Origin of the sequence: Sulfuritalea sp., from assembly GCF_031426875.1 — a bacterium.
Lineage (GTDB): Bacteria > Pseudomonadota > Gammaproteobacteria > Burkholderiales > Rhodocyclaceae > Sulfuritalea.
Genome location: NZ_JASJPC010000046.1, coordinates 18,319 through 38,749, shown reverse-complemented (window position 1 = coordinate 38,749; position 20,431 = coordinate 18,319). Strand labels below are relative to the sequence as shown.

Annotated in this window: 19 protein-coding genes and 1 tRNA gene; 14 read left to right on the top strand and 6 right to left on the bottom strand. The window is 63.1% G+C overall.

Annotation, left to right across the window (positions count from 1 at the left end):
* Positions 1-7: 7 nt before the first annotated feature.
* The 5 genes from petA to RMO95_RS18670 all read left to right on the top strand — a co-directional run bounded on the left by petA (position 8) and on the right by RMO95_RS18670 (position 3,772).
* Positions 8-601: a ubiquinol-cytochrome c reductase iron-sulfur subunit gene (gene petA, locus RMO95_RS18690; protein ID WP_310452177.1), complete on the top strand. Its 594-nt coding sequence runs from the start codon at positions 8-10 to the stop codon at positions 599-601.
* A 4-nt stretch (positions 602-605) separates the two neighbouring features.
* The gene (locus RMO95_RS18685) at positions 606-1,883 is read left to right on the top strand and encodes a cytochrome bc complex cytochrome b subunit (protein WP_310452176.1); all 1,278 of its coding nucleotides are present in this window, start codon (positions 606-608) and stop codon (positions 1,881-1,883) included.
* A complete protein-coding gene (locus RMO95_RS18680; RefSeq protein ID WP_310452175.1) occupies positions 1,880-2,590 on the top strand; it encodes a cytochrome c1 in 711 nt (236 codons plus the stop codon). The genes RMO95_RS18685 and RMO95_RS18680 overlap by 4 nt, the downstream gene beginning before the upstream one ends.
* 100 nt (positions 2,591-2,690) lie before the next feature.
* On the top strand, positions 2,691-3,287 hold the full coding sequence (locus RMO95_RS18675) for a glutathione S-transferase N-terminal domain-containing protein (RefSeq protein ID WP_310452185.1): 597 nt from the start codon (positions 2,691-2,693) through the stop codon (positions 3,285-3,287).
* A gap of 47 nt (positions 3,288-3,334) precedes the next feature.
* Positions 3,335-3,772, top strand: coding sequence for a ClpXP protease specificity-enhancing factor (locus tag RMO95_RS18670; RefSeq protein WP_310452174.1), 438 nt, complete (start codon positions 3,335-3,337; stop codon positions 3,770-3,772).
* 33 nt (positions 3,773-3,805) lie between these two features.
* Here RMO95_RS18670 and RMO95_RS18665 read toward each other — a convergent pair whose 3' ends face one another.
* The 3 genes from RMO95_RS18665 to RMO95_RS18655 form a co-directional block, all read right to left on the bottom strand.
* Entirely contained in the window at positions 3,806-6,112 is a 2,307-nt protein-coding gene (locus RMO95_RS18665; RefSeq protein WP_310452173.1) for a GAF domain-containing protein, read from the bottom strand.
* A gap of 2 nt (positions 6,113-6,114) precedes the next feature.
* A complete protein-coding gene (locus tag RMO95_RS18660) occupies positions 6,115-6,774 on the bottom strand; it encodes a hypothetical protein (RefSeq protein ID WP_310452172.1) in 660 nt (219 codons plus the stop codon).
* Between the two features lie 28 nt (positions 6,775-6,802).
* Positions 6,803-6,878, bottom strand: a tRNA-Arg gene (locus RMO95_RS18655).
* A gap of 62 nt (positions 6,879-6,940) precedes the next feature.
* On the opposite strand from RMO95_RS18655, the gene RMO95_RS18650 reads away from it, so the two are divergent.
* From RMO95_RS18650 to RMO95_RS18620, 7 genes are all read left to right on the top strand, one after another.
* Positions 6,941-8,929: an ATP-binding cassette domain-containing protein gene (locus RMO95_RS18650; protein WP_310452171.1), complete on the top strand. Its 1,989-nt coding sequence runs from the start codon at positions 6,941-6,943 to the stop codon at positions 8,927-8,929.
* A 91-nt stretch (positions 8,930-9,020) separates the two neighbouring features.
* A complete protein-coding gene (locus RMO95_RS18645) occupies positions 9,021-9,296 on the top strand; it encodes a hypothetical protein (RefSeq protein WP_310452170.1) in 276 nt (91 codons plus the stop codon).
* The gene (locus tag RMO95_RS18640) at positions 9,256-9,753 is read left to right on the top strand and encodes a ribonuclease HI family protein (protein WP_310452169.1); all 498 of its coding nucleotides are present in this window, start codon (positions 9,256-9,258) and stop codon (positions 9,751-9,753) included. Before RMO95_RS18645 ends, RMO95_RS18640 begins: the two co-directional genes overlap by 41 nt.
* Before the next feature lie 70 nt (positions 9,754-9,823).
* On the top strand, positions 9,824-10,258 hold the full coding sequence (locus RMO95_RS18635; protein ID WP_310452168.1) for a hypothetical protein: 435 nt from the start codon (positions 9,824-9,826) through the stop codon (positions 10,256-10,258).
* 4 nt (positions 10,259-10,262) lie between these two features.
* Entirely contained in the window at positions 10,263-10,556 is a 294-nt protein-coding gene (locus RMO95_RS18630) for a GIY-YIG nuclease family protein (RefSeq protein ID WP_310452167.1), read from the top strand.
* A 169-nt stretch (positions 10,557-10,725) separates the two neighbouring features.
* On the top strand, positions 10,726-11,547 hold the full coding sequence (locus RMO95_RS18625; protein ID WP_310452166.1) for an alpha/beta hydrolase: 822 nt from the start codon (positions 10,726-10,728) through the stop codon (positions 11,545-11,547).
* Positions 11,548-11,744: 197 nt separating this feature from the next.
* Positions 11,745-12,698 carry a hypothetical protein gene (locus RMO95_RS18620; RefSeq protein WP_310452165.1) on the top strand — a complete coding sequence of 318 codons (954 nt, stop codon included), beginning with the start codon at positions 11,745-11,747 and terminating at the stop codon, positions 12,696-12,698.
* A 98-nt stretch (positions 12,699-12,796) separates the two neighbouring features.
* Here the strand turns inward: RMO95_RS18620 and RMO95_RS18615 are convergent, their stop codons facing one another.
* The 3 genes from RMO95_RS18615 to RMO95_RS18605 form a co-directional block, all read right to left on the bottom strand.
* Entirely contained in the window at positions 12,797-15,634 is a 2,838-nt protein-coding gene (locus RMO95_RS18615; RefSeq protein ID WP_310452164.1) for an adenosylcobalamin-dependent ribonucleoside-diphosphate reductase, read from the bottom strand.
* 379 nt (positions 15,635-16,013) lie between these two features.
* On the bottom strand, positions 16,014-17,228 hold the full coding sequence (locus tag RMO95_RS18610) for an acetate/propionate family kinase (protein ID WP_310452163.1): 1,215 nt from the start codon (positions 17,226-17,228) through the stop codon (positions 16,014-16,016).
* Between the two features lie 5 nt (positions 17,229-17,233).
* On the bottom strand, positions 17,234-18,652 hold the full coding sequence (locus RMO95_RS18605; protein WP_310452162.1) for a bifunctional enoyl-CoA hydratase/phosphate acetyltransferase: 1,419 nt from the start codon (positions 18,650-18,652) through the stop codon (positions 17,234-17,236).
* A 347-nt stretch (positions 18,653-18,999) separates the two neighbouring features.
* On the opposite strand from RMO95_RS18605, the gene egtD reads away from it, so the two are divergent.
* Both egtD and RMO95_RS18595 read left to right on the top strand, forming a co-directional pair.
* Positions 19,000-19,926, top strand: a complete 927-nt coding sequence (gene egtD, locus RMO95_RS18600; RefSeq protein WP_310452161.1) for an L-histidine N(alpha)-methyltransferase — start codon at positions 19,000-19,002, stop codon at positions 19,924-19,926.
* 174 nt (positions 19,927-20,100) lie between these two features.
* Positions 20,101-20,406, top strand: coding sequence for a DUF2282 domain-containing protein (locus RMO95_RS18595; RefSeq protein ID WP_310452160.1), 306 nt, complete (start codon positions 20,101-20,103; stop codon positions 20,404-20,406).
* Positions 20,407-20,431: the final 25 nt, after the last annotated feature.

Below are 20,431 nucleotides of genomic sequence, written 5' to 3'. Positions count from 1 at the left end.
TATCACCATGAGTTGTGACGATACAGTCGATTGCGGTCGACGGCGTCTGTTGGTTGCCACGGCAGCCGCAGGCGGGGTAGCGGGGGTGGCGGTGGCTGTGCCTTTCGTGGCCAGCATGCTGCCTTCCGAGCGGGCGAAGGCTGCCGGCGCGCCTGTGGAAGTTGACATCAGCAAGCTCGCCCCGGGCGAGATGATGACCGTCGAATGGCGCGGCAAGCCGGTCTGGATCATCAATCGCACCAAGGAGCAGCTCGAGTCCCTGGCCAAGATTGGCGAGAAGCTGGCCGATCCGAAGTCGGAAAAGAACATGCAGCCGGCCTACGCGAAGAACGAGACACGCTCGATCAAGCCGGAGATCCTGGTGGCGGTGGGCATCTGCACCCACCTCGGCTGTTCGCCCACCGAGAAGTTCAAGACCGGTGCGGAATCGGGCATCGAGGCCGACTGGCCGGGCGGTTTCTTCTGCCCCTGCCATGGTTCCACCTTCGACCTGGCCGGCCGCGTCTACAAGAGCAAGCCGGCGCCGGACAACCTCGAAATCCCTCCGCACATGTATCTTGGCGACGCCAAGCTTGTGATTGGCGAAGACAAGAAGGCCTGATGCGATGAGCAAAGTGAATGCCATATTGCAGGGGACGCTGAACTGGGTCGATGAGCGCTTTCCGCTCACCTCGAACTGGAAAGCCCACCTTTCCGAATACTACGCACCGAAGAACTTCAACTTCTGGTACTTCTTCGGTTCGCTGGCGATGCTGGTGCTGGTGATCCAGATCGTCACCGGTATTTTCCTGACCATGCACTTCAAGCCCGACGCCTCGCTCAATGCGTCCGGCGTGCCGGTCGCCTTCGCCAGCGTCGAGTACATCATGCGCGATGTGCCCTGGGGCTGGCTGATCCGCTACATGCACTCGACCGGGGCTTCGGCCTTCTTCATCGTCGTGTACATGCACATGTTTCGCGGCATGCTCTACGGTTCCTACCGCAAGCCACGCGAACTGATCTGGATCTTCGGCATGATCATCTTCCTGTGCCTGATGGCCGAGGCCTTCTTCGGCTATTTGCTGCCATGGGGCCAGATGTCCTTCTGGGGTGCGCAGGTGATCGTGAACCTGTTCTCGGCGATTCCCCTGATCGGGCCGGATCTCTCGCTCTGGTTGCGCGGCGACTATGTCGTCGGCGATGCAACGCTGAACCGCTTCTTCGCCTTCCACGTCATTGCGGTGCCGCTGGTGCTGCTGGGCCTGGTTGCGGCGCACATCCTCGCGCTGCACGAAGTCGGCTCCAACAATCCGGACGGCGTCGAGATCAAGAAGAAGAAGGATGCGAACGGGATTCCGCTCGACGGCATTCCCTTCCATCCCTACTACTCGGTCAAGGATATCGTCGGCGTGGTGGTCTTCCTGATGGTGTTCTCGGTCATCGTCTTCTTCATGCCCGAGTTCGGCGGCTACTTCCTCGAATTCAACAACTTCTTCCCGGCCGACCCGCTGGTGACACCGCCGCACATCGCGCCGGTGTGGTACTTCACGCCGTATTACTCGATTCTGCGTGCGGTGACCTATCCGCTGTTCGGCATCGATGCGAAGTTCTGGGGCGTCGTCGCGATGGGCGCATCGACCTTGATCATCGCCCTGCTGCCCTGGCTGGATCGCAGTCCGGTCAAGTCGATCCGCTATCGCGGCCCCCTGTACAAGGGCTTCCTCGCCGCCTTCATCGTTTCCTTCTTTATCCTCGGCTATCTGGGCATGCTGGGTCCGACACCGATGCGTACGCTCGTGGCGCAGATCTGCTCGGTGATCTACTTTGCCTTCTTCCTCCTGATGCCGATCTACAGCAGTCTGGACAAGTGCCAACCGGAGCCGGACAGGGTGACCTCGAAATGAAGAAATTCCTTAGCGCAATCCTGTTCGCGCCCTTGCTGGCCTTTGGCGCTGGCGCCGAACTGCATCTCGATCGTGCGCCGGACAAGGCGAACGACATGGCCGCCCTGCAAAACGGCGCCAAGATATTTGTCAATTACTGCCTGAACTGCCATTCGGCGTCCTACATGCGCTACAACCGCCTGAAGGACATCGGCCTCAACGATGCGCAGATCAAGGACAACCTGCTGTTCACCGCCGAAAAAGTCGGCGAGCCGATGAAGATCGCGATGCAGCGCGCCGATGCCAAGGTCTGGTTTGGCGCGGCGCCGCCCGATCTGACTGTGATCGCGCGGGCGCGGGCCTCCGAGTTCGGCAGCGGCGCCGACTGGCTCTACACTTATCTGCGCGGCTTTTATCGCGACGACAAGCGTCCGACCGGCTGGAACAATGTGGTGTTCGAAAACGTCGGCATGCCGCACGTGCTCTGGGAACTGCAGGGCGAGCAGGTGATGGGCGCCGACCACAAGCTGAACCTGGTCAAACCGGGCAAACTCAAGCCGCAGGAGTTCGATGCGGCGGTGGGCGACCTGGTGGGCTTCCTGAAGTACATGGGGGAGCCGATGGCCGAGTTCCGCAAGCAGTTGGGTGTGATCGTGCTGATTTTCCTGGCAGTCATCTTCGTCTTTGCGTACGCGCTGAAACGCGAGTACTGGAAAGACATCCATTAACTTTGATACGTGAATGCAAACTATGGGGCATCGAGAAATGAACGCACCGCCTGTCCGCAAAGTGGTGCGTGATGCCGATTACTCCTGGGGCACCAGTGCCATGATGAACCTGTATTCGGGTACGACCTGCCCCTTCAGTCATCGCTGCCGGATCGTCTTGTACGAAAAGCAGATGGATTTTCAGGTGATCGACGTCGATCTGTTCAACAAACCTGAAGACATCGCGATCATCAATCCCTACAACCGGGTTCCGGTTCTGGTGGATCGCGATCTGGTTCTCTACGAGTCGAACATCATCAACGAGTACATCGACGAGCGCTTTCCGCATCCGCAGTTGATGCCGCCCGATCCGCAAACGCGGGCCAAGGCGCGCCAGCTGTTGTTCACGATGGAGCAGGAGTTGTTCAGCCACATCGACGCGCTGGAGAAGAACCTCAAGTCGGCGGACAAGGCACGGCTGCATATGCGTGACCGGCTGATCGAACTGGCGCCGATGTTCAACAAGCAGAAGTTCCTGCTCGGCGACGATTTCTCCATGCTCGACGTGGCGATCGCACCGCTGCTGTGGCGTCTTGACCATTACGGTATCGAACTGCCGAAGACCGCGTCGCCGCTGATGAAGTTTGCCGAGCGCATCTTCTCGCGCCAGGGTTTTATCGACGCGCTGACGCCGACAGAAAAGATGATGCGCCGCTGAGGCGCATCATCCCTGTTTTCAGTTTGATTCATCTTGGCGCAACGCCAATGAAGTCCACCAAACCCTACCTGATCCGCGCCATTCACGAATGGTGTGCGGATCAGGGTTTCACGCCCTATCTGGCGGTCAAGGTGGATGCGACGACGCGCGTGCCGCGCGAATTCGTCAAGGATGGCGAGATCGTGCTCAATGTCGGCATCGAAGCGACGCACCAGTTGCAGATGGGCAACGAGGAAATTACTTTTCAGGCGCGTTTTGGCGGGCGCGCCTTTCCGGTGGTGGTGCCGATAGAGCGGGTCGCGGCGATCTACGCCAGCGAGAATGGGGAAGGCATGGCCTTCGAGGTCACGGACAAGGTTGTGGCCGATGCCGTTGCCGAAGATGCCGCGGTGCAAGACAAGCTGCCGCAGGACGTGCCTGCCGAGCGGCGTTCTCCCGCCGAGCGGCGTTCTTCCGGAAAGCCTTTCCTCACTCGCGTCAAGTAAGCCGTTCGCCCGCCGGGCGACGAGGCCTGCGGGCTATTTCGACTCCATCACCCAGATGCCGTCCCAATCGTCACCAGGCGGATTGGCGATGAAGTGATCGCAGCGCTCGATATACAACTTCGCGGATTTGTCGTGGTCGTTCAGCGCCAGCACCTCGCCGAATTCTCCCTTGGCGTCATGCCATTTCTGCTGCCGGTACTTGACCAGTCCCGACTTGAAATGGCGTAGCGCATCGATCATCTGCGGATAGCTTTCCTCGGTGTGGTAATCGAGGATTTCGTAGATGGCGACCGGCTTGGTCTTGCCCTTGACCACCACCAGGTCGAGTTCGCGGCTGTAATAAGTGCCGCGCAGCTGCTTGTAGGTGAACTCGCTGATCAGGATGTGGGCGCCATACTGCTTGCAGGCGGATTCCAGCCGCGCAGCCAGGTTCACGCCATCGCCGATGATGGTGTAGTCCATGCGTTTCTTGGAACCGATAGTGCCCGATACCACGTTGTCGCTATTGAGGCCGACGCCGATGTCGACGGGCAGCTTGCCCTCGCTCACGCGTCCCTTGTTCCAGTTCCATAGCTCGCGGATCATGGCGATCGCGGTCCGCACCGAGCGGTCGGCGTCGTCGTCGTGGCCGACCGGGATGCCGAAGGCGGCCATGATCGCATCGCCGATGAACTTGTCCAGCATGCCTTCCTCGCGCTGGATGCAGTCGACCATCAGCGTGAAGTATTCATTGAGCAGTGCTACCGTGCCCTGGGCGCCAAGTTGCTCGGTGATCGTGGTGAAACCGCGGATGTCGGAGAAAAGCACCGTGGCCATGACGTTCTTGCCGCCCAGGGCGTCGACGCCGCCGGCCAGCATCTGGTCGGCAATGCCCGGGTCCATCAGGCGCGACATGGTCGAACGCATGCGCTTTTCGTTGGAAATGTCTTCCAGCATCAGCATCGAGCCGAGTCGCTTCTTCTCCGCCGACAGCAGGGGCAGGGCGGTCAGGTTCACCGACAGCTTGTCTTCGCCGACCATCAATTCGGCTTCCATCGCCAGCTCGGTGGTCTGGGTCTCGCCCACGCGCTTGAGCTTTTCCTGGATCCAGGCATTGCTGCCGGAGAAGAAGTCCACGGCCGGTTGGTGCAGGATCTGAGCCGGCGTCACCTTGAGGATGCGCAGGCCGGCGGCGTTGCAAGTGGCGATCTTCTCCGACTCGTCGAGCGTGATCACGGCATTCGACATCGACTCCAGCATCGCCTCGTTGTAGTTCTTCATGTTCTGCACGTCAGCGAACAGCTTGGCGTTTTCCAGTGCAATCGAGATTTGCGCGGTGAAGGCGCGCAGCCGCGATTCGTCCTCGCCGGTGAAGGGGCCGCCGCGCTTGTTCAGCACCTGCGTGACGCCGATCACCTTGCCGTGCTTGTTGACGATAGGCACACAGAGTATCGAGCGCGTGAAATAGCCGGTCTTCTTGTCGAAGGCCGGATTGAAGCGCAGATCGGCGTAGGCGTAGGGGATGTTGATCGCCTTGCCCGAGCTGAACACCGCGCCGGCGATGCCCAGATGATTGGGCAGGCGAATCTGCACCGACTCCAGACCCTGGCCGACTTCGGACCACAGTTCGCTGGTCTTCTCGTCGTTGAGGAACAGCGTCGAGCGCTCGGCATTCAAGAGGCGCGTGGCTTCGCCCATGACCTTCTGCAACAGCGAACCGAGCTTGATGTCGGCGGTGACTTCCGAGACGACGTCGATGAACTCCATTTCTTGCCGGCGGATCGCCTGCATGCGTTCGATGAACTGCGCGCTTTGCAGCGCCAGCGTGCCCTGGCTGGTCATGGCTTCGAGCAGGTTGAGGTCGTGCCGGGTGAACTTGCCGCTGCGCTTGTTCAGGGTCTGCGCCACGCCGATGATCTCGCCCTTGACCGTCTTGATCGGCACGCAGAGGATGTTGCGCGTGGTGAAGCCTGTCTGCTCGTCGATCGAGCGGTTGAAGCGGTCGTCGGCGTAAGCGTCGGCGATGATCAGCGCCTCGCCCGCAGTGTAGACATAACCGGCAATACCGCTGGTGTTGAGGATGCGGATTTCGCGCTGGATGTTGCCCTGCGCCACGCGCGAATACAGTTCGTTGGTGTCGGGGTCGTTGAGGAACAGCGAACCGCGCTCGGCATTCAGTTCGGTGGTGGTCATTTCCACCAGGGCCTGCAGCACTTCGTCGAGCGTGCCATAGCTGGCCATGCGGCGCGTGACTTCCAGCAGCAGCTCCAGGTGGCGCAGGCGTCGGCGGCCTTCCTGGTCGCGTTCGGGCGTCTTCTTTTTCGCGGGGGCGGGCTCCAGAGGCTGATCCACGGCATTCATGCTCAACTCCGGCGCAAGGCTTCGATCTGGTCGCGCAAGGCCTGGATGGTGCTCTGCAATTGCGCGCCCTCATCGGCGAACAGGCTGCGTTCGCGATTGACTGAATTGGTCCTGTCGATCTGCGCCAGTTCCAGGCTTTCGCGCAAACCGCTGACCGTCTGCCGCAACTGGGCGATTTCGCCCTGGGCGCTGACCAGCGCCGAACGCACGGCATTGTCGGTATCCGCCCGCGCCCGTTCCAGTTCGTCGCGCAGGGCCGCCGCGGTGGCCTTCAGTTGCTGCATTTCGTTATGCCCGGCGACGCGTTCCTGCTGTACCGCATGATCGCGTTCCGCGCGCGACTGCTCCAGTTCCTCGCGCAAGGCGGCCGCCGTGGCCTTGAGCATGTGAGCTTCCTGGCTGGCGGCGACCCGCTCCTGCTGGATCGCCTTTTCGCGCTCGATGTGCGCACGCTCCAACTCTTCGCGCAGGGCGCCGACGGTGGTCTTGAGTTGGGCGATTTCTGCGGCGTTGGCCTGGGTCACGCGCGCGGTCGTCGCCTTGATTTCCGCGTGTGCCGCTTCGAGTTCCGTGCGCAGCGCGATCACCGTGCGCTTCATGTCACGGGAATCGGCCTGCGCCAGGATCAGTTGTTCTTCGAGGGTCGATTCGTCGGCAATCATTGTTTGAATAATACGCCTGACTAGTCACTGGCGCCCAAGTCAGGAATCGAACCTGAGACCTACCGCTTAGGAGGCGGTCGCTCTATCCACTGAGCTACAAGGGCGCAAGGCGCGAATTTTACCCTGCGCGCCTATAATCCGGCACCCATTTCCCGACTCCGTTTCCATGCCCGTTATTTCCCTTGATCGCGCCTGTCTTGCCTACGGGCATGTGGCCCTGCTGGATCACGCCGCGATGCAGATCGATGCCGGCGAACGCATCGGCCTGATCGGTCGCAACGGCAGCGGAAAATCCAGCCTGCTGAAGGCTCTGGCCGGGCTGGGTTCGCTGGACGACGGCGAGGTCTGGCGCGAGCCCGGCCTTTCCGTGGCCTATGTGCCGCAGGAGCCCGAATTCGCCACCCACGATACGGTGTTCGAGGCCGTCGCGGCAGGCCTCGGCGAGGTGGCGCGGGTGCTTGCCGAGTACCACGAGGTGACCCACAAAGTTGGCGCTGGCGACGCGGCGACCATGGATCGCATGCACGAACTGCAGACTCAACTTGAAGCGAATGACGGCTGGCGCCTGAATTCGCGCGTCGAGCAGGCCATCTCGCGTCTCGCGCTGGACGGCGATGCGCGCGTCGATGCGCTCTCCGGCGGCGGCAAGAAGCGCGTCGCGCTGGCGCGTGCGCTGGTGGTCGAGCCCGAGTTGCTGCTGCTCGACGAGCCGACCAACCACCTCGATGTCGACGGCATTCTCTGGCTGGAAGACCTGCTGCGCGGCTATGCCGGTGCGATCATGGTCATCACCCACGACCGGGTGTTTCTCGACGGCGTGGCGACGCGCATCCTCGAACTCGATCGCGGCAAGCTCGTGTCTTTCCCGGGGCGCTTTGCCGAATACCAGCAGCGCAAGGAGTTCATGCTCAACGAGGAGGCGCTGGCGAATGCCCGTGCCGACAAGATGCTGGCGCAGGAGGAAATCTGGATCCGCAAGGGCGTCGAGGCGCGACGCACGCGCAGCGTCGGCCGCGTGCAGCGCCTCGAACAATTGCGCGCGGCGCGCGCGGCGCGGCGCGATCAGCTGGGCAAGGTGGATTTCCGCGTGGTGCGCGGCGATGCCTCCGGCAAGCTGGTGGCCGAACTCGAAGACGTATCGAAGCGATTTGTGACAACTGCGGCCGACAAGATCGTGGTGAAGAACTTTTCCTGCCGCATCCAGCGCGGCGACAAGGTCGGCCTGATCGGCGCCAACGGCACCGGCAAGACCACGCTGCTGCGCCTGATCCTCGGCCAACTGCAGCCCGACGCCGGCAAGGTGCAACTGGGCAGCAAGATCGAAGTGGCCTACTTCGACCAGTTCCGCACCCAGCTCGACCCCGAGGCGCCGCTATGCGAAGTCATCAGTCCCGGCTCGGACTATGTCGAGATAGGCGGTTCGAAGAAGCATGTGATCGGCTACCTCGAAGATTTCCTGTTCGCGCCGCAGCGCGCGCGTTCGCCGGTCAAGTCGCTGTCCGGCGGCGAGCGCAACCGGCTGTTGCTGGCGCGCCTGTTCGCGCGGCCGGCCAATGTGCTGGTGCTGGACGAGCCGACCAACGACCTCGACATCGAAACCCTGGAACTGCTCGAAGCCCTGTTGCAGGACTATTCCGGCACGGTGTTCCTGGTCAGCCACGACCGGGCCTTCCTCGACAACGTGGTGACGCAGACCATCGCCAGCGAAGGCGGCGGGCAGTGGAAGGAATACGTCGGCGGCTACAGCGACTGGCTGCGCCAGCGGCCGGCCGGCGGCGCGGCGCGCTTCGATGCCACGGGCGGCCCCGATGCCAAGCCGGCCTCAAGAGTTGGCGCTGGCGATACGGCGAAAACGAAGTTTCAGTGCAGGCTAACGCCGGATTCATCGGCGTTAAGCGAAGCGGCCGGAACTAAAACTACGGTTTCGCAGCGCAAGAAGCTGAGTTTCAAGGAGCAGCGCGAGCTCGAACAACTGCCTGCGCGCATCGCTGCGCTGGAAGCCGAGCAGACGGCGCTGCAAGGCCGGCTGGGCGATCCGGCCTTCTATCAGGGCCCGGCCGAGGCCCAGCGCGAAGTGCAGACCCGGCTGGCCAAGGTCGATGCCGAGATCGATGCGGCATTGCTGCGCTGGGAGGCGCTGGAGGCCAAGGGCTGAAATCTGGCGCCAAAAAGGACTTTTTTTCCAAGTCTCATTGAGTATTCACTGCGGTTAGTCTCGATTCCGTCAGCCGTACCGGGAGACTCATGTGGTTGTCATCAATGCAAAGCGCACCACCGCGATCGTGATCCGCCATTGCGGCGATAGCGTCACGCTGGTGCCGATGAAAAGCGGCAAGCTTTCGGCCAAGACAGTCGACTTCGACGAGTTCCGCAGCGAATGGCGGGAAACCGGCTACGCGCTGTCGCAGGCCCTGACCACATTCCTGGCGCACATCATGAAATGGGGCGCCTCGCTCGAAGTGGTCAAGGGCCTCGAAAAACTTGCCGCACGCGATCGCTTCGTCGTCGCCAGCCTGTTTTAAGGCGACGGTCGTCGAGGACTTCTGGCAGGCCTGGTTCGACGGCTCCGCCTTGCCCAATCCGGGCAAGATCGGCATCGGCGTATTGCTGATAGCGCCCGACGGCAGTTGCAGTGAAAAATCCCAACTGTTGAACATCTGCGGCTGCAACAACGAGGCCGAGCTGCAGGCGCTTTGCGCGGCGCTCGAAATGGCTTTTGCGGCCGGTGCGCGCAAGCTGCTGCTGCGCGGCGACAGCGATGTTGCAATTCGCTACGTGCGCGGCCCGGACGCTACGCAGATCGCCCGCCTGAGCCAGCAGGTGGCCGCGGCGCGCGACTGGCTGCCGCGCTTCGACGAAGTGCAACTGGTCTGGATTCCGCGCCATCGCAATGGCGCGGCGGACCGCCTGTCGCGTCAGGCGCTGGGCTTGCCGCCAAGTCCCGCGCCGCTTGCGCGCCCCCGCCGGCGGGCGCGCTGAGCGGATTCGCCAGCGGTTATCACGCGGGTTTCCGTTATGATCGGCGGGCATTGCACATAGGAGAAATCGCTTGGGAATACTGACCAACATCGTCGCCGCCGAAGAAGACGAATACGCCGCCATCGGCGAGTCCTTGCGGCCGGTGGACGAATGGAGCGGCATCGAGCGGCGCGGCATCGACACGGCCAAGATCGCCACGCTGCACTGCCTGCTGACTGGCGACGAATTCGAAGAGGCCGTCGGCAGCTACGAGCCGGTGTATGTGGCCGACGAGGGCGCCGTGGTGCTGCGCATTGCCGACGAAGTCATGGAGCGCCTGGCCACGCTGGACGAGGAAGCGCTGGAACTGGTCGCCGAAGAACTGGCCGCTACCGAAGAGTACGAAATGGAGCAGTGGGACGCGGCGGACGTGCAGGCGATGGTGTTCGAGCTTGGCGATCTGGCGCGCCTGGCCGAATCGCAGGGGCAGGTGCTGTTTGTCTGGATGCACCCGCTATTGACCTGATCCGATGGCAGCAAGCAAGACCTGGTACGTCTACCTGATCGAATGCACCGACGGCTGTCTCTATACCGGGATCACCGTCGATCCGGCCGCGCGTTTCAGGGCCCACCTGGAAGGGCGCGGCGCACGCTACATGCGCCTGCATCCGCCTTTGCGCCTGCTCGCGACGGAGGCGCATCCCGACCGTTCTGCAGCCTCGAAGGCCGAATACCGCATCAAGCAACTCTCGGCTGTTGAAAAACGCGCCTACGCGGCGCAAATGACTGCGGGCGCCAACGCCCTCGCTGTAGGGCCGTTGTAGGGCCGTTGTAGGGCCGTTGTAGGGCCGACTTCAGTCGGCCAGGACGTGGATGGCGTTGTAGGGCCGACTTCAGTCGGCCAGCGGAGGATGGCGGACTGAAGTCCGCCCTACCATCCGCCCTACAATGTGTCTGCCAATTTGATACCACCGCAATATCCTATTTGTCATCATGATCGTTTTTTCCCACGCCAACAGCTACAACGCCTCGACTTATCGCCAGCTGTTCGACGGCTGGCGCGCCGCCGGTCACGAAGTGGCCGCGGTCGAGCACTTCGGCCACGACGCACAATTCCCGGTCGATCGCCGCTGGCGCGGCATGACGCAGCAGCTCACGGCCCTGATCGATAGCTTGCCGCAGCCGCGCGTCTGGCTGGTCGGGCATTCGATGGGTGGCTACCTGAGCCTGCTGGCGGCCGGCCAGCGTCCGGAGCGCGTGCGCGGCATCGTGCTGCTCGATTCGCCGATCGTCTATGGCTGGAAGTCCGGCCTGATCAGCGTGGTCAAGGCGGTCGGCCAGATGGACCGGGTGTCGCCTGCCGCGGTGGCGGTCAAGCGTCGCGATCGCTGGCCCAATCTGGGTGAAGCGCATCGGCACTTTTCCGCCAAGCCGATGTTCGCCCGCTGGCATCCGGCCATCCTCGACGACTATGTCCGTTTCGGCACCGAGCAGGACCCGGCGGACAGCGCCGGGACGGGGCGCCGCCTGAGCTTTCGTCCCGCGATCGAAGCCGAAATCTACTCGACCGTGCCGCACCGTCTGGCGCCCTACCTGCGCCTGCATCCGCCGGGCGGGCCGGTGGCCTTCGTCGCCGGCACGCGCTCGCGCGAGGTGCGCCAGGTCGGGCTCGCCGCCACGCACCGCATCACGCAGGGGCGCATCAGTTGGCTCGAAGGCTCGCATCTGTTCCCTTTCGAGCGCCCCGAGGAAACCGTGCGCGAAGTGCTGGCCTGGATGCGGCGGCTCGATGCGTTAGTCATGGAGCGCGAGTAACAGGCGCGGCAAGAATCAGGCGGCGGCCGCCTGGTCGTCGCGAGCGTTTATCCGTTCGTCCTATGTGCGATAGCCCACAGAACGTTCCAGGCGGAATCGGATAGGCTGGTTCGGCACCAGACCCGGAAGGACTCTGGAACGGTATCATTTTTTCGTAACCGCAGTGCGCCCCCAATGATCGAACTGGAGGACAGAAAATGCGCTACGCAATCGTTGTGCTTTGGATGTTGCTTTGCTCGGTGACTTCGGCCCTTGCCCAGGTGAGCATCAGCATCGGGATCAATCTGCCCTTGTTCCCAACCCTTGTTCAGGTGCCGGGCTACCCGGTCTATTACGCGCCGCGCCTGAATTCGAATTTCTTCTTTTACGACGGCATGTACTGGGTATACGAGGGGGACAACTGGTACTCGAGTTCCTGGTACAACGGCCCCTGGTGGTTTGTGGGCCCCGAGTATGTGCCGCTGTTCGTGCTGCGCATCCCGGTCCGCTATTACCGCAATCCTCCCATGTATTTTCGCGAGTGGCGGTCCGATGCGCCACCGCGCTGGGGACACCACTGGGGCCACGAATGGGAGCAGCGTCGCAGCGGATGGGACAGATGGGAGCGCAAATCTGTTCCAGCGCCTGCTCCACTGCCTGTCTACCAGAAAAAGTATTCAGGGGATCGATATCCCAGAGTGGAGCAGCAGCACGAGCTCAACAGCCGCAATTACCGCTACCAACCGCGCGACGCGGTGGTGCGGCAACATTACCAGGAGCAGGCTGCGCGGCCCACATCGTCCCGGCAGGAAACGCCTCAGCAGAGAACCCCCAGGCAGCAGGACGAGCAGCGCGCCAATCCGCCAGCGCCGCTGCAGCAGGGCAGTCCGGTCGCCCCGCGCCCGCAGTCGCCGCAAAAAGGCGAAGAAGACGGCAGGCGATCAGCCCCAACTCAAGCGCCTTCTCGACAGAGAGACCCGGCGGTCGATGTTCAGAAGCAGCCACAGGCAGTCCAGCGTGAGCGGCAGATGCCAGGACCCGGCCAGGAAAGCACGCAGCGTGGCAAGGGAGCGTCGCAGGAATCAAGGCAGGAGCAGGAGAAAGTGCGCGAGAAAGAGCGTGAGAAAGAGCGCGAACAACGTGAAGAGCGACGTCAGGAGCGCAATAGATAGTCCGGATCAAGCACGCCCAGCAATGGATTAGCGCGCTACGAAAAAGGCCTCAGGATCACTCCTGAGGCCTTCTATTTTGGGTCAGCGTCTTGCCCCGGTCAGCCGCAACTCCCCACCGCACCACACGCCGAACAGAAGTCACAGCCATCCTTGCGGATCACGGTGTAGTTGCCGCATTCGCCGCACAGCGAGCCCTGCATCACCTTGACGCCGCCGTTCTTCTGTTCGGGGACTTCGAGGATGCCCATTTCGCGGGTCGGGTAGCCGTTCTCGTCGAGGATGCGCAGCATGGCGTAGCGATGCATGATCAGGCGCGCGATGTAGGCGACGGTCGAGGGCCAGTTCTGCTGCTTGTTGGAGCCGGGCACGCGGGCCATGAAATCGCCCAGCGGCTCGGCGTAGTTCAAGAGCTTGCGCAGCTTCATGCCGATCCAGGCCGGGTCGAGCACGCGCATGTCGAGCGAGAGCAGACGCGTCAGGCCGTCCAGGGCGCGCGGGTAGTGGCCGGAGAGCCATACCGAATAGGGCCGCGTGACGCCGTCGGGCAGGGTGATTTCCTTGAGGCCCAGTACGAACTCCTCGCCGGCCGCCGGATTGACCACATCGACGGTCCAGGACAGCGTGCCGTCGGTGCCGGTCTTGGGTTCGTCGCGGCTGAACATGCAGTCGATCACCGGCGTGGCTTCGGCGCCTTCCAGCGCGCCGAGCTTTTCGCAGCGGTAGCGTACCACCTGGGCCAGGGCCGAAACCACGCCGGGCACCAGCTTGCGTTCGCCATTGGGCGGCAGCGGCAGTTCGAAGGAATCATCGTCCTGGGTCTTGGCCAGGGCGTCGAGCTTGAGCTTGAGCCAGGCCTTGTCGTTGGCGCGCATGTCCATCGACAGCGTCTTGGCCACGGCGCCGATGCCGCGCGGCTGCTCGGCGCCATTGACCCAGACCTCGAAGGGCACGTTGCGCCCCATGTCGTTGGCGATCTCGCCGACGAACAGGGCGAACTCGCCGTGCGGCGCCTCGACCATGTAGGTCCAGGCCGCATTGCCGTCGGCCATGCGCGGCCGACCCGGCCAGCGCAAGGACGCCAGCACCGGAGCGGGCAGGGCGCCGATCGACAGGCGGCGGTTGGCGTTGTCGATGGTGACGTCCTGCGGCTGCTTCTGGGCGCTTTCCGTCGGCGTGCCGCTGACCGAGAGCACGCTGCCCAGCACCGAGTTGGGCCGGTAGGTGGCCAGCCCCTTGAGGCCGGATTTCCAGGCCACCATGTAGAGGTCCTCGAACTCCGAATAGGGGTAGTCGGCCGGCACATTCACCGTCTTCGAGATCGAGGTGTCGACATAAGGCGCGACGGCAGCGACCATCTTTTCGTGGGCCTGGGCCGAGATTTCCAGTGCGGTGACGAAGTAGTCAGGCAGCTTGCTGATGTCGCCGCCCTGGTGCTTGTACAGGCGCCAGGCATAGTCCTCGACCGCGTATTCCTTGAAGGTGCCGTCGGCCATACGCTTTTTGCGCGTATAGACCCAGGAGAAGGGCGGCTCGATGCCGTTGCTGGCATTGTCGGCGAAGGCCAGGCTGATGGTGCCGGTGGGCGCGATCGACAGCAGGTGCGAGTTGCGCAGGCCGTGCTTGCGGATGGCGTCCTTGATTTCCTGGGGCAGGCGCGAGGCGAAATTGCCGCCGGAGAGGTACATGTCGGCATTGAACAGCGGGAAGGCGCCGCGTTCCTTGGCCAGTTCGACCGAATACAGGTAGGAACGGTCGCGCATGTATTCCGAGATCTTGGTCGCCATGGCGCGCGCGACGTCGGTGTCATAGCGCAGCTTGAGCATGATCAGCGCGTCGCCGAGGCCGGTGAAGCCCAGGCCCACCCGGCGCTTGTTCTGCGCTTCCTTGAGCTGCTGTTCGAGCGGCCAGTGGGTGGCATCGAGCACGTTGTCGAGCATGCGCACGGAGGTGTCGATGACGCGGCCGAAGGCGGCGAAATCGAAGCTGGGGCTCTTGCTGAAGGCGTCCTTGACGAACAGCGTCAGGTTGATCGAGCCCAGGCAGCAGCAGCCGTAGGGCGGCAGCGGCTGTTCGGCGCAGGGATTGGTGGCCTCGATGGTCTCGCAGTAGTAGAGGTTGTTGTCCTTGTTCATGCGGTCGAGGAACAGGATGCCCGGCTCGGCGTGATCGTAGGTGGAGCGCATGATCTGCTCCCACAGGTCGCGCGCGCGCACCTTGCGATAAACCCAGCTGCCGTCGCCGCGCTGGTAGGCGCCGGCGGCCTTGATGTCGGCCGAGGGCGTGGCGCGATGCGTCAACTCGATGTCGCCGTCGGCTTCGACGGCCTGCATGAAGGGATCGGTGACGCCGACCGAGATGTTGAAGTTGGAGAGGTCGCCGGCATCCTTGGCGTGGATGAATTCCTCGATGTCCGGATGGTCGCAGCGCAGCACGCCCATCTGCGCGCCGCGGCGCGAACCCGCCGATTCGACGGTCTCGCAGGAGCGGTCGAACACGCGCATGTAGGACACCGGGCCGGAAGCGCGCGACTGCGTGCCCTTGACGTGGGCGCCGATCGGGCGGATCGACGAGAAGTCATAGCCGACGCCGCCGCCGCGGCGCATGGTTTCGGCGGCCTGCAGCAGGGCGGTATAGATGCCGGGGCGGCCGTCGACGATTTCCGAAATCGAATCGCCGACCGGCTGCACGAAGCAATTGATCAGCGTCGCGCACAGATCGGTGCCGGCGGCGGAGTTGATGCGGCCGGCCGGAACGAAGCCGTTTTCCTGGGCTTCGAGAAAGCGCGCTTCCCAGAAACTGCGCTTTTCCTCGACTTCTATCGAGGCCAGCGCGCGGGCGACGCGGCTGCGCACGTCGCGCACGTCGCGTTCGGTTCCTTTTGCATATTTTTCGAGCAGCACTTCGCCGGATATCTCCTGCGGCAGGGGCAGGTCCATTTGCCCGGTGTGCTCGTAGCTTGTTGATTCCTCTGGATTATTATTTGTCATTGTCATGGTCTCTTCCGAAGAATGGGTCCGTTTAAGGTTCCGTGGAGCGAAGAAGCATACCCCCGGCTCAGAATCGTGAAAAGCAGAAAATTTTTGCAGGTAAAAAAACAATGACTTAGATCAAGCGCTAGTGCGGGTGATGGATGCACCCCACTAGATATAGTATGTTTTTCGTGGATGAAAGCAGAGAAAAAACAGGGGGATGGCGCTGCTTTTCCAGACTTGGCGCAGACGCGGTTTGGGCCGCTTTTTGCTAGGGTCATCCGGGCCTTGCTTGTCAAGGGGGTTGACAGGCCCGATATGACTGGAAGATGCGGAAAGTGATCGCTCAGGCGGTGAGTTCGGCAACGTGCCGGGCGATTATCCATTCCTCGTTAGTGGGTATGACGCAGACCTCGATCCGGCTGTCGGACGTCGAAATTTTCGATGCATTGGCGGCGTTGGCGACGGCATCCAGGCGCAGCCCAAGCCAGCCGAGTTCGGCGCAAACCTGTTGCCTGACCGGCGCGCCATGCTCGCCGATGCCGCCGGTGAATACCAGCGCATCGAGTCCGCCGAGCGCCGCCGCCAGCGAGCCGATTTCGCGCACGATGCGGTAGCAGAATAGGTCGACCGCCTCGCGCGCCTCGGGCGCCGGCGAATCCAGCAGCACGCGCATGTCCTGGCTGATGCCGGAAACCCCGAGCAGGCCGGATTCCTTGTAGAGCAGCCGGGTCAGCGCCTTGGCGTCCATCTGCCGGTAGTCCATCAGGTAGAGCAGCACGCCGGGATCGAGGTTGCCGGTGCGGGTGCCCATCATCAGGCCGTCGACGGCGGTGAAACCCATGGTCGAGGCCACGCTGCGGCGACCCTTCATGGCGCACATCGAGGCGCCGTTGCCCAGGTGCGCGACAATCACTCGACCATTCGCGCCGCCGTGCGCACTCTTCGCATCGAGGTATTGCGGCAGCACCTCGGCGATGTATTCGTAGGACAGGCCGTGAAAGCCGTAACGGCGCACGCCTTCGGCGGTGATGGCGCGCGGCAGGGCGAAGAGCTGGGCCAGTTCGGGCTGGCTGCGGTGGAAGGCGGTATCGAAGCAGGCCACCTGCGGCACGCCCGGCATCGCCGCGCTCATGGCATCGATGCCGGCCAGGTTGTGCGGCTGGTGCAGGGGCGCCAGGGGAATGAAGCCGCGCAGGGTGTCAACGATGCTCGCGTCGAGCACGATGGGCTGCGAGAACTTCTGCGCGCCATGCACCACGCGATGGCCGACGCCGGCGATGCGCCAGCCGGCTTCATGGCGATGCAGCCAATCGACGAGGAAACTCAAGGCCTTCCTGTGCGGGGTTTCCGTCGGACCATCGAGATTCAGATCGATGTCGTCCAGTGTCTGTCCGGCCGCATCGCTGACCTTGAAATGCGCGGCCTGCCCGCCGAGCGCGCCTATGCCGTCGATCTGGCCGACCAGTTCAGGCCGCTGCGGTATCGTCGCGGCGCGCGCGAACAGGGCGAACTTGATCGAGGAAGAGCCGGCATTGAGGGTAAGAATGGCGTCGGCCATGGGCGTCAGAGCTTCTTGCGCTTGGCGTGGGCCATCACCATGGCCACGGCGGTCGAGGCGGTGCGCGTTTCGGCCGAGTCGGCGCGGCTGGTCAGTACGATGGGCACGCGGGCGCCGAGCACGATGCCCGAGGTCAGCGCATCGGCCAGATATTCCAATTGCTTGGCCAGCATGTTGCCGGATTCGATGTCGGGCACCAGCAGGATGTCGGCCTGGCCGGCGACGGCCGACTTGATGCCCTTGGTGCGCGCGGCAACCACCGAAATGGCGTTGTCGAAGGCCAGCGGGCCGTCGAGCAGGCCGCCGGTGATCTGGCCGCGATCGGCCATCTTGCACAGGGCGGCGGCATCGAGCGTGGCCTGCATCTTGGGATTGACGGTTTCCACGGCGGCCAGGATCGCCACCTTGGGATCGGCGATCTTGAGCATGCGCGCCAGGTCGATCGCGTTCTGCACGATGTCGACTTTGTCTTCGAGGTTGGGCGCGACGTTCACCGCCGCATCGGTGATGAACAACAGGCGCGGATAGGTCGGCACGTCCATCAGGAAGACGTGGCTGATGCGCCTTGCGGTGCGCAGGCCCGTGGCCTTGTCGATGACTTCGCCCATCAGTTCGTCGGTATGCAGCGAGCCCTTCATCAACGCTTCGACCTGGCCTTCGCGCGCCAGCGACACGGCGACCTCGGCCGCGGCGTGGCTGTGGGCGACGTTGATCAGCGTGCAGCCGTAGAGGTCGAGCTGGTTGGCTTCGGCGATCTGGCGGATCTTGTCCTCGGGACCGACCAGGGTCGGCACGATCAGGCCGCGGTCGCGCGCCAGCAGGGCGCCCTTGAGCGATTCGGTGTCGCAGGGATGGGCCACCGCCATCGAAATCGGGCTCAGTCCCTTGGTAATTTCCAGCAGGTGTTCGAAACGCACCTTGCGGCTCTCGGACAGCTTGAAATCCGGCAGGCTGGCTTTCAGGCGCTTGATCTTCTCGGTCGGCGCCAGGACTTCGGCGGTGCCGCTGATCACCTTCTGCCCGTCCTGGTTGCTGCAGACGCAATCGAAGATGATGTGGTGGTTGCGCGGGAACTTCTTTTCGCAGGTGATGACGACCGTCAGCGTGTCGCCGACCCGCACCGGCAGGGCGAAGTGCAGCGACTGATCGACGTACACGGTGCCCGGACCGGGAAAGCGGGTGCCGAGCACATTCGAAATCAACGCGCCGCCCCACATGCCGTGCGCGATGACCTCGCGCAGCATCGAGGAATGGGCATATTCCGGATCGACGTGCGAGGGATTGATGTCGCCGGACATGATTGCGTACATCTGGATGTCTTCCTGGCGCAGCGTGCGCACCAGGATCGCGCTGTCGCCGACGGTGATCTCGTCGAAAGTGCGGTTTTCGATGTATTCGGAATTGTCGGCGTGAATCTGGATCATTTGGATGCTCCCTGAACTGGCAATCTAACGCTCATGGCTTCGATAAGCCACCCCGCATTATGAAATCTCGCATCTTCGATGGGCCGCAAGCTGGCAAATGGGCCCGCCCCTCCCATCCTCCCCTCACGGGGAGGCTATCGATCGGCTCGCTGCGCTCGAACCTTACACAGCGCGCTTGGCGATGTATTTCACGTGAATCTTAGCGCGAAATTGCTGCAATGCAATAAATTCCCTCCGATTATGCCATCGTCCTTGTCGACTTTCTTGCCCGTGGCGCGTGCCGCAGGCGGCTTGTGCGGCGTTTCGCCACAGCCGTGGCGGAGTTTGTTACCCTGCGCACAGGAGGCATGATGGATCGATCGAACATGGAAAGGCAGGAAATATGCGAGGGGCTGCTGCAACTGCCGGCCCGGATCGCACCCAAGTATTTCTACGATGTGCGCGGATCGGCGCTGTTCGAGGAAATCACCCGCCTGCCGGAATACTATCCGACGCGCACCGAGGCCGCCGTGATGCAGGCCCGCGGCGCGGACATCCTGCAGAAAGTTGGCGCTGGCGGTACGGTGATCGAGTTCGGCGCCGGCAGTTGCGAGAAGGCGCGCGGCTTGTGCCGGCTGTTGCGCCCGCAACGCTTCGTTGCCGTGGATATTTCCGCCGAATTCCTGCACGGCGCAGTGGAGCGCATGCGCGGGGAATTCCCCGGACTCGAGGTGCTGCCGCTGGTGGCCGACCTCAGCGGGATCGTCGAACTTCCTGCCGGATTGCCGCGCGAAAAACGCCTGCTGTTCTATCCGGGCTCGTCGATCGGCAACTTCGACCCGCCGCAGGCGCTCGAACTGCTGACGCATTTTCGCGGGCTGATGGCTGCGGACGGCGCGCTGCTGATCGGCATCGACCTGGTCAAGGATCTCGCGGTGCTCGAAGCCGCCTACGACGACGCGGCCGGCGTCACGGCCGCCTTCAACCTGAATGTGCTCGACCACCTCAACCGGCTGATCGGCAGCGATTTCGAGCCGGCCGGCTGGCGTCATGTGGCGTTTTACAACGCCGCCGCATCGCGCATCGAAATGCACCTGGAAGCGCTGGCCGCGACGCGGGTGAGCTGGCCCGGCGGCCAGCGGCAGTTCGCCGCCGGTGAGCGCATCCATACCGAGAACAGCTATAAATACACGCTCGCCGACTTTTGCGCGCTGCTCGCGCGCGCCGGCTTCTCGCGCTGCGACGCCTGGACCGATCCGCGGGACTGGTTCGCCGTGGTCCTCGCCCGACCCTGAGTCCGGCGCGGGGGGCTCCTGCCCGGCTCCGGCCGGATGGATTTCCGGGCGGTGGCGGTTACATTTCAATTATTCAGGTGTAAGGAATCCGCGTCGCTGCCGACTATCGAGCAGCACCCCGCACGCGAGCTTGCGTACGGGGCGCAAAACCCTAACCCACCCAGGAGATCCACCATGAAGACCACCACCATGACCGCGGCTTCGCTAGCCCTCGCCTTCGGCGCCGCGCTGAGCATTGCCGCCGCTCCGGTCGCCGCCCAGGACAAGATGATGGACAAGGAAAAGTGCTACGGCGTCGCGCTCAAGGGCAAGAACGACTGCAAGGCCGGCGCCGGCACCAGCTGTGCCGGCACCTCGAAGATGGATCATCAGGGCAATGCCTGGTCGATGGTGCCCAAGGGCAGTTGCGAGAAGGCCGCCTCGAAGACTTCGCCGACCGGCAAGGGCCAACTCATGGAGTTCAAGGAAAAGATGGCCTGATCGTCGCCAACGCCAGCCGCCGACC

Bases quoted from the DNA above. Each gene is read 5' to 3' on its own strand.
- RMO95_RS18685 (WP_310452176.1), top strand. From the start codon at position 606: ATGAGCAAAGTGAATGCCATATTGCAGGGGACGCTGAACTGGGTCGAT.
- egtD (WP_310452161.1), top strand. From the start codon at position 19,000: ATGATGGATCGATCGAACATGGAAAGGCAGGAAATATGCGAGGGGCTG.
- RMO95_RS18605 (WP_310452162.1), bottom strand. From the start codon at position 18,652: ATGATCCAGATTCACGCCGACAATTCCGAATACATCGAAAACCGCACT.
- RMO95_RS18675 (WP_310452185.1), top strand. From the start codon at position 2,691: ATGATGAACCTGTATTCGGGTACGACCTGCCCCTTCAGTCATCGCTGC.
- RMO95_RS18630 (WP_310452167.1), top strand. From the start codon at position 10,263: ATGGCAGCAAGCAAGACCTGGTACGTCTACCTGATCGAATGCACCGAC.
- RMO95_RS18595 (WP_310452160.1), top strand. From the start codon at position 20,101: ATGAAGACCACCACCATGACCGCGGCTTCGCTAGCCCTCGCCTTCGGC.
- RMO95_RS18615 (WP_310452164.1), bottom strand. From the start codon at position 15,634: ATGGACCTGCCCCTGCCGCAGGAGATATCCGGCGAAGTGCTGCTCGAA.
- RMO95_RS18665 (WP_310452173.1), bottom strand. From the start codon at position 6,112: ATGAATGCCGTGGATCAGCCTCTGGAGCCCGCCCCCGCGAAAAAGAAG.
- RMO95_RS18650 (WP_310452171.1), top strand. From the start codon at position 6,941: ATGCCCGTTATTTCCCTTGATCGCGCCTGTCTTGCCTACGGGCATGTG.
- RMO95_RS18610 (WP_310452163.1), bottom strand. From the start codon at position 17,228: ATGGCCGACGCCATTCTTACCCTCAATGCCGGCTCTTCCTCGATCAAG.
- RMO95_RS18660 (WP_310452172.1), bottom strand. From the start codon at position 6,774: ATGATTGCCGACGAATCGACCCTCGAAGAACAACTGATCCTGGCGCAG.
- petA (WP_310452177.1), top strand. From the start codon at position 8: ATGAGTTGTGACGATACAGTCGATTGCGGTCGACGGCGTCTGTTGGTT.
- RMO95_RS18670 (WP_310452174.1), top strand. From the start codon at position 3,335: ATGAAGTCCACCAAACCCTACCTGATCCGCGCCATTCACGAATGGTGT.
- RMO95_RS18680 (WP_310452175.1), top strand. From the start codon at position 1,880: ATGAAGAAATTCCTTAGCGCAATCCTGTTCGCGCCCTTGCTGGCCTTT.
- RMO95_RS18625 (WP_310452166.1), top strand. From the start codon at position 10,726: ATGATCGTTTTTTCCCACGCCAACAGCTACAACGCCTCGACTTATCGC.
- RMO95_RS18620 (WP_310452165.1), top strand. From the start codon at position 11,745: ATGCGCTACGCAATCGTTGTGCTTTGGATGTTGCTTTGCTCGGTGACT.